General features: G+C 59.0%; 6 protein-coding genes and 2 tRNA genes. 4 read left to right on the top strand and 4 right to left on the bottom strand.

Annotated features, from left to right (window positions below):
* Positions 1 to 112: 112 nt before the first annotated feature.
* Positions 113 to 188: transfer RNA gene (locus tag DW58_RS11110), tRNA-Val, on the bottom strand.
* Between the two features lie 42 nt (positions 189 to 230).
* Positions 231 to 306 (bottom strand) — tRNA-Val (locus DW58_RS11105).
* 258 nt (positions 307 to 564) lie between these two features.
* Between DW58_RS11105 and gltX the strand changes: the two genes are divergently transcribed.
* Complete coding sequence (gltX, locus tag DW58_RS11100) at positions 565 to 1,980, top strand: glutamate--tRNA ligase (protein WP_024550039.1); 1,416 nt, start codon at positions 565 to 567, stop codon at positions 1,978 to 1,980.
* 43 nt (positions 1,981 to 2,023) lie between these two features.
* Here the strand turns inward: gltX and DW58_RS11095 are convergent, their stop codons facing one another.
* Both DW58_RS11095 and DW58_RS11090 read right to left on the bottom strand, forming a co-directional pair.
* Complete coding sequence (locus tag DW58_RS11095; protein WP_024550040.1) at positions 2,024 to 3,169, bottom strand: trans-sulfuration enzyme family protein; 1,146 nt, start codon at positions 3,167 to 3,169, stop codon at positions 2,024 to 2,026.
* Positions 3,170 to 3,179: 10 nt separating this feature from the next.
* Positions 3,180 to 4,550, bottom strand: coding sequence for a pyridoxal-phosphate dependent enzyme (locus tag DW58_RS11090; protein ID WP_024550041.1), 1,371 nt, complete (start codon positions 4,548 to 4,550; stop codon positions 3,180 to 3,182).
* A 459-nt stretch (positions 4,551 to 5,009) separates the two neighbouring features.
* On the opposite strand from DW58_RS11090, the gene DW58_RS11085 reads away from it, so the two are divergent.
* Genes DW58_RS11085 through DW58_RS11075 form a run of 3 tightly spaced genes read left to right on the top strand, consistent with a single transcriptional unit; the run spans position 5,010 to position 7,517 of the window.
* Entirely contained in the window at positions 5,010 to 6,032 is a 1,023-nt protein-coding gene (locus DW58_RS11085; protein WP_024550042.1) for a methionine ABC transporter ATP-binding protein, read from the top strand.
* On the top strand, positions 6,025 to 6,693 hold the full coding sequence (locus DW58_RS11080) for a methionine ABC transporter permease (RefSeq protein WP_024550043.1): 669 nt from the start codon (positions 6,025 to 6,027) through the stop codon (positions 6,691 to 6,693). The genes DW58_RS11085 and DW58_RS11080 overlap by 8 nt, the downstream gene beginning before the upstream one ends.
* 20 nt (positions 6,694 to 6,713) lie before the next feature.
* Positions 6,714 to 7,517: a MetQ/NlpA family ABC transporter substrate-binding protein gene (locus DW58_RS11075; RefSeq protein WP_024550044.1), complete on the top strand. Its 804-nt coding sequence runs from the start codon at positions 6,714 to 6,716 to the stop codon at positions 7,515 to 7,517.
* The last annotated feature ends 30 nt before the right edge of the window (positions 7,518 to 7,547 follow it).

The raw sequence follows: 7,547 nt of genomic DNA, 5'->3' as shown, positions 1-7,547 counted from the left end.
TGATGACGGGATCGAACCGCCGACCCCCTCCTTGTAAGGGAGGTGCTCTCCCAGCTGAGCTAATCACCCACTTCTCAATTTTCTGTCTACACTGCGGAAGCCACATAAAATGTGGTGGGTGATGACGGGATCGAACCGCCGACCCCCTCCTTGTAAGGGAGGTGCTCTCCCAGCTGAGCTAATCACCCACTTCGGTACTGCTGTAACAGAAAATTTCGCTGGCGAGAAAGTGGTGGGTGATGACGGGATCGAACCGCCGACCCCCTCCTTGTAAGGGAGGTGCTCTCCCAGCTGAGCTAATCACCCCCGCTGTGTGGAGTCGCATTATAGGGAGAGCTGAAAAGGAGTCAACGCCTTTTCCAAAGAATTTGTTTGTTCGTTGAAAAATCAGGCAGTGCGATGAGTTATTGCGCTGGCGCGTATGATTAGTAAACAAAAACGGCAGGAAAACCCCAATGGCAGGGATGTCGATTGAGGAATCAGCGCAGGGTGGTAGAATATTGCCCACGCAAAATCCCTGGCATTTGCCGGTGACCGGCACCTCAGGAACTATAAGGTCATTTAATGAAAATCAAAACCCGCTTCGCGCCGAGCCCGACCGGCTATCTGCATGTTGGTGGCGCCCGTACCGCGCTGTACTCCTGGCTGTTTGCCCGCCACCACGGCGGCCAGTTTGTGCTGCGCATTGAAGATACCGATCTTGAGCGTTCTACCCCGGAGGCTATCGAAGCCATTATGGACGGGATGAACTGGCTGAGCCTGGAGTGGGATGAAGGCCCGTATTTCCAGACCAAGCGTTTCGATCGCTACAACGCGGTTATCGACGAGATGCTGGACGCCGGCACAGCCTACAAATGCTACTGCTCGAAAGAGCGTCTGGAGCAGCTGCGTGAAGAGCAGATGGCGAAAGGCGAGAAGCCGCGCTATGACGGACGCTGCCGCCACGGGCATGAACAGCATGCTGACGACGAACCCTGCGTAGTGCGCTTTGCCAACCCGCAGGAAGGCTCGGTGATCTTCAACGATCAGATCCGTGGCCCGATTGAGTTCAGCAATCAGGAGCTGGACGACCTGATCATTCGCCGTACCGATGGGTCGCCGACCTACAACTTCTGCGTGGTGGTGGACGACTGGGATATGGAGATCACCCACGTGATCCGCGGTGAAGACCATATCAACAACACCCCGCGCCAGATTAACATTCTGAAAGCCCTGAACGCGCCGGTGCCGCTCTATGCCCACGTGTCGATGATCAACGGCGACGACGGTAAAAAGCTCTCCAAGCGTCATGGCGCGGTCAGCGTGATGCAGTACCGCGATGATGGCTACCTGCCGGAAGCGCTGCTGAACTACCTGGTGCGTCTGGGCTGGTCCCACGGCGATCAGGAGATCTTTACCCGCGAGGAGATGACCTCTCTGTTCAGCCTCGACGCGGTCAGCAAATCCGCCAGCGCCTTCAACACCGAAAAGCTGCAGTGGCTCAACCACCACTACATCAACCATCTGCCGGCAGAGTATGTCGCTACCCAGCTGCAGTGGCACATTGAGCAGGCGAATATTGATACCCGCAACGGCCCGCAGCTCGCCGAGCTGGTGAAGCTGTTGGGCGAGCGCTGCAAGACGCTGAAAGAGATGGCGGAAAGCTGCCGCTACTTCTATGAAGAGTTCGATGCGTTTGATGCTGACGCGGCGAAAAAACACCTGCGTCCGGTGGCCCGCCAGCCACTGGAAGTGGTGCGCGATAAGCTTGCCGCGCTCACCGACTGGACCGCGGAAAACGTCCATCACGCGATTCAGGCGACCGCCGATGAACTGGAAGTGGGCATGGGTAAAGTCGGGATGCCGCTGCGTGTAGCGGTAACCGGCGCCGGCCAGTCACCGGGCCTTGACGTGACCGTTCACGCCATCGGGAAAACCCGCTCCATTGAGCGTATCAATAAAGCGTTAGCCTTTATTGCCGAGCGTGAAGCGCAGCAGTAAGCGCCTCACGCAGCATAACGGCGGGCTCAGGCCCGCCGTTTTTTTATTCCGCCAGCGCCGCCGCCAGGTCGGCAATCAAATCCTCCGCATCCTCTATCCCGACTGACAGCCGTATCAGCTGCGGCGTAATGCCGTTGGCCAGACGCTGCGCCAGCGGAATCGACGCGTGGGTCATGCTGAACGGCTGGCTGACCAGGCTTTCCACCCCGCCCAGGCTCTCCGCCAGGGTAAACAGTTTGAGCTTCGCGATGACGGCGGCCGCACGCTGCTCGTCCCCGTTTACTACAAAGGAGATCATCCCGCCCGGCTGGGACATCTGTTCGCGCGCCAGCTGGTAGTGGGGATGCGACGCCAGCCACGGGAACCAGACTTTACTGACCTGCGGATGGCCTTCCAGCCACTGGGCTACCGCCAGGGCGTTCTTGCTGTGACGCTCGATGCGCAGATCCAGGGTACGGATGCCGCGCAGGGTCAGGAAACTGCTGAACGGATCGAGCACGCCGCCCACCGCGTTTTGCAGATAGCCCAGCTTCTCGGCGAGGTCGGCATTATCGCCCACCACCGCAAGGCCCGCGACCACGTCAGAGTGGCCGTTTAGGTATTTGGTGGCGGAGTGCACCACGATATCAAACCCCAGCGTCAGAGGTCGCTGGATGGCCGGTGAGGCGAAGGTATTGTCTGCCACGCTGATGACGTTGTGCCGACGGGCAATGGCGGCAATGGCCCGGAGATCCGCCAGCTTCAGTAGCGGATTGGTCGGGGTTTCCACCCAAATCATGCGCGTGTCCGGGCGAATAGCCGCCTCGACCGCGCACGGATCGTCCGGTTTCACCCAGCTCACCTGAAGCCCGGCGGTGCGGCGGCGCACGTTTTCCAGAAGCCTGTAGGTGCCGCCGTACACATCATCCACCGCCACGATGTGGCTCTCTTTATCGAGCAGCTCCAGCACGGTCGCAATCGCCGCCAGTCCGGAGGCGAACGCATAGCCGCGCGTACCGCCCTCCAGTTCCGCGATGGCGCTCTCCAGCGCACTGCGGGTCGGGTTACCGCTGCGCGAATATTCATATCCGGTATGCTGACCCGGTGCCGGTTGGGCAAAGGTTGAGGTGGCATAGATCGGCGGCATCACAGCCCCGTGCTGGTCCTGAAACGCGCCGCTGTGGACGCTCAGCGTGGCAAATTTACGCATAACACACTCCTTAATTTTCCAGGCGATTTCGCCAGAGGTTCAGCACATCGCTGCGGGTGATAAGCCCGGCGAAAGCGCCGTCCACGGTCACTACCGCGACGTGACCGCGCTCAAAAATGGGGGTAAGCGCCGCTTCCGGGCGGGCGGCATCGATGGTTTCCACATGGCGCGTCATGGCCTCGGCCACCGGCGTCAGAAAGCGCGCGCTGTCGCCGCGTACGTGGGCCAGCAGGTCCCACTCGTCGACGATGCCGACCACCTCACCCTGATCCAGCACCGGAAGCTGGGAGATGTCGTACAACCGCATCCGCGCCAGCACCGTCGCCAGGGTATCGTCCGGGGAAGCGATAACCGTCGCGCCGTCGTCGTGACGAAACGCGATGAAATCGCGCAGGTCGCCGGTTGACGGGGAGGTCAGCAGCCCCTGCTGGCGCATCCAATCATCGTTATACATTTTCGACAGATACTTATTGCCGCTGTCGCAGGCGAAGGTGACCACTCGCTTCGGGGCGGTCTGCGCCCGGCAGTAGCGCAGCGCCGCCGCCAGCAGCGTGCCGGTGGACGACCCCGCCAGAATGCCTTCGGTTTTCAGGAGATCGCGGGCAGTGGCGAAGGCCTCCGCATCGCTGATGCGCAGGGCGGTGCTGACGCCCTCCAGCTGCGCCAGCGGCGGGATAAAGTCCTCCCCGATGCCTTCCACGCGCCAGGCGCCGGCCTCACCGGTTTTGCCGAACTCCACCTGGTCGGCGAGGACCGACCCCTGCGGATCGGCGAGGATAAACTCGGTATGCGGCGACACCTCGTTAAACCACGCCTGTAGCCCGCCCAGGGTGCCGCCGGAGCCGACGCCCACCACCACGGCGTCAATTGGGCCATCGCTTTGGGCGGTCAACTCCGGGCCGGTGGTGGTCCGGTGCGCCAGCGCGTTGGCCGGGTTCGAGAACTGGTCGATATAAAACGCGCCGGGCATCTCGTCGGCCAGACGACGCGCGTAGTCCTGGTAATAGGCGGGATGGCCCTTATTGACGTCCGAGCGCGTAAGCAGCACCTGAGTGCCGAGCGCCCGCAGGTGGAAGATTTTCTCGCGGCTCATTTTGTCCGGTACCACGAGGATCAGCCGGTAGCCCTTCTGGGCAGCAATCAGCGCCAGGCCCAGACCGGTGTTACCGGCGGTGGCCTCAATAATGGTGCCGCCGGGTTGCAGCACCCCGCGCTGCTCGGCGTCGCTTATCATCGCCAGGGCAACGCGGTCTTTGATCGAGCCGCCTGGGTTCTGGTTTTCCAGCTTCAGCAACAGCTCGCAGGGGCCGGTATCCAGCTTGCTTAAACGCAGCAGGGGCGTGGCGCCGATAAGCTCCATCACACCGTTAACAATGGCCATCGATTTTCTCCAGACAGGAACGTTGCGGCGATCCTGGACGTAAAAGATGGCGCGGTTAAAGAACCTTTCGGCGGGTTTTATAAGTGAAAAGAATATGATGTGCGCAAACAGACATCGGGATGGCAGGCCGTGCAGTCGTCTGGCTGTGTCGATGGCTAAATAAGCTTGAATCGCCGCTTTTTTAACCTGAAATCAGCGGGCTGGCACCGTCGTTATGCGCTTTCCGGCAATGGATAGCGAAAAGATTTCATTCGTTTTGTGAATAATAAATGTACAAAATGAATCGGGTTTCTGACATTTTTCGGCTGGTTATTCACTAATGTTATAAGTGCCGCTGTTTTTGGTATTTCAAATTATCGGGCCGTTGTTTATTATCATCCAGACGTCTATACCGCTATTTATTAAAAGCAGACGTTATCAAGACACTTTTGCTTTGCGCTACGCCGGATAACTAAACCTATGATCGTTCTCAGGAACATTTCGAAGATTTTTAACCACGGCTCCGCCCCGATTACCGCCGTGGGCGATGTGAATCTTTCCATCGAGCAGGGGCAGATTTACGGCATCATCGGTTACAGCGGCGCGGGGAAAAGCACCCTGATCCGCCTGCTTAACGGTCTGGAAAAACCGACCTCGGGCAGCGTGCTGGTGAACGGCCAGGATATTTCCGCAGCCCGCGGCGAGGCGCTGCGTCAGGCGCGCCTGAAAATCAGTATGGTGTTTCAGCACTTCAACCTGCTGTGGTCGCGCACGGTAAGTGAAAACATCGCCTTCTCGATGCAGATTGCCGGTACGCCGAAAGCGCAGATAAAAGCGCGCGTGGCGGAGCTGGTGGACCTGGTCGGCCTGACCGGGCGCGAAAATGCCTACCCGGCGCAGCTGAGCGGCGGTCAGAAACAGCGTGTCGGCATCGCCCGTGCGCTGGCGAACAGCCCGGATGTGCTGCTGTGCGATGAAGCCACCTCGGCGCTCGACCCGCAGACCACCGACCAGATCCTCGATCTGCTGCTCGACATCAACCGTAAGTTCAAACTGACCATCGTGCTGATCACCCACGAAATGCACGTGGTGCGTAAGATCTGCGATCGCGTGGCGGTGATGGAGAACGGGCGCGTGGTCGAGGAGGGCGAGGTGCTGAACGTCTTTACCCATCCTCAGCAGCCGATTACCCGTCAGTTCGTGCGCCAGGTGAGCCAGTATGCCGAAGAGGAGGCGTTCAACCCCGATCTGGCAGCGGGCCTCGACGGCAATATTATCAAGCTCACTTTTGTCGGGCTGAGCACGCACCAGCCGGTGGTGGGCGAGCTGACCCTGCGCTACGGCCTGCCGTTTAATATTCTGCACGGCAAAATGACCCAGACTGCCCACGGGGTATTCGGGCAACTCTGGCTGCACGTGGTGGCAACGCCGGAGCAGCTCACCAGCATCGTTAACGATTTACAGCTGCATGACATTGATACCGAGGTAGTGAAGTATGCCTGAGAACCTGTTTCCCCACCTGAAGTGGGACCAACTCTGGGCAGCCACCCAGGAGACGCTGTACATGACCGCGCTCTCCGGGGTCGCAACCTTCGCCCTCGGGCTGCTGCTGGGCCTGGCGCTGTTTTTGACCGCCCGCGGCGGCCTGTTCCAGAATCGCGCCGTTTACAGCGTGATTTCGCTGGTGGTGAACATTTTCCGCTCCATCCCGTTCATCATCCTGATCGTGCTGCTGATTCCGTTTACCAAAAGCATTGTCGGCACCATTCTTGGGGCGGATGCGGCGCTGCCGGCGCTGATTGTCGGTGCGGCACCGTTCTACGCGCGGCTGGTGGAAATCGCGCTGCGTGAAGTGGATAAAGGCGTGATTGAAGCGACCCGCTCAATGGGTGCGCGTCTCGGCACGCTGGTATTCCGGGTTTTACTGCCTGAATCATCGCCCGCGTTGGTGTCAGGCATCACCGTCACTCTTATTGCGCTGGTGAGCTACAGCGCGATGGCCGGTGTGATTGGTGCTGGCGGGTTAGGAAATCTTGCTTATCTGGAAGGATTCCAGCGCAACCATAACGACGTCACGCTGGTGGCGACGGTGACCATTCTGATCATCGTCTTCATCATTCAGTTCTTCGGCGACGTTATTACCTCTCTGTTAGACAAACGCTAATAATATTGAGACACGACATCATGAAAAAAGTACTGACACTGATTGCCGCCGCCACCCTGAGCTTCTCCGCCTGGGCCGACACCCTGACCGTGGGCGCCTCTAACGTGCCGCACGCAGAAATCCTCGAGCAGGCGAAGCCGATTCTGGCGAAGCAGGGCATTGATCTTGAGATCCGCCCGTTCCAGGACTACATCCTGCCTAACACGGCGCTGGCCAGCGGGGATATCGACGCCAACTATTTCCAGCATATTCCTTACCTGAACAGCGTGCTGAAGGATCATGAAGGGGATAAAACCTATGATTTCGTCAGCGCCGGCGCGATCCACATCGAGCCAATCGGGATCTACTCGAAAAAGTACAAATCACTGAAGGATCTGCCGGAAGGCGGGAAAGTGATCATGCGTGACGCGGTGGCGGAAGAGGGGCGTATTCTCTCTATCTTCGAGCGCGAAGGCGTGATCAAACTGAAGCCGGGCGTGGATAAAGTGGCGGCGCGCATCAGCGACATCGTGGAAAACCCGAAAAAGCTGAAGTTCCTGCCGAACGTGGAAGGCTCCCTGCTGCCGCAGATGTATAACAACGACGAAGGCGACGCGGTAGTGATCAACGCGAACTACGCCATCGATGCGGGCCTCGACCCGGTGAAAGATCCGATCGCGGTTGAGAGCGGCGAGAACAACCCGTACGCCAACATCATTACCGTGCACCGCGGCGACGAGAAGAAGAAAGATATCGTGGCGCTGGTAGACGTGCTGCACTCGAAAGAAATTCAGGACTGGATCCGCACCAAATACAAAGGCGCGGTTATCCCGGTTAATAACTGAGTGATACCCCGCTACAAAAAAGCCTCCGTC

Source organism: Siccibacter turicensis LMG 23730 (genome assembly GCF_000463155.2).
GTDB classification, from domain to species: Bacteria; Pseudomonadota; Gammaproteobacteria; order Enterobacterales; family Enterobacteriaceae; genus Siccibacter; species Siccibacter turicensis.
Note: the sequence above shows the minus strand (reverse complement) of the source record. Positions and strands in the feature narration are given on the sequence as shown.

Coding starts and splice junctions, on each gene's coding strand:
- DW58_RS11080 (WP_024550043.1), top strand. CDS start 6,025: ATGCCTGAGAACCTGTTTCCCCACCTGAAGTGGGACCAACTCTGGGCA.
- DW58_RS11090 (WP_024550041.1), bottom strand. CDS start 4,550: ATGGCCATTGTTAACGGTGTGATGGAGCTTATCGGCGCCACGCCCCTG.
- DW58_RS11095 (WP_024550040.1), bottom strand. CDS start 3,169: ATGCGTAAATTTGCCACGCTGAGCGTCCACAGCGGCGCGTTTCAGGAC.
- DW58_RS11085 (WP_024550042.1), top strand. CDS start 5,010: ATGATCGTTCTCAGGAACATTTCGAAGATTTTTAACCACGGCTCCGCC.
- gltX (WP_024550039.1), top strand. CDS start 565: ATGAAAATCAAAACCCGCTTCGCGCCGAGCCCGACCGGCTATCTGCAT.
- DW58_RS11075 (WP_024550044.1), top strand. CDS start 6,714: ATGAAAAAAGTACTGACACTGATTGCCGCCGCCACCCTGAGCTTCTCC.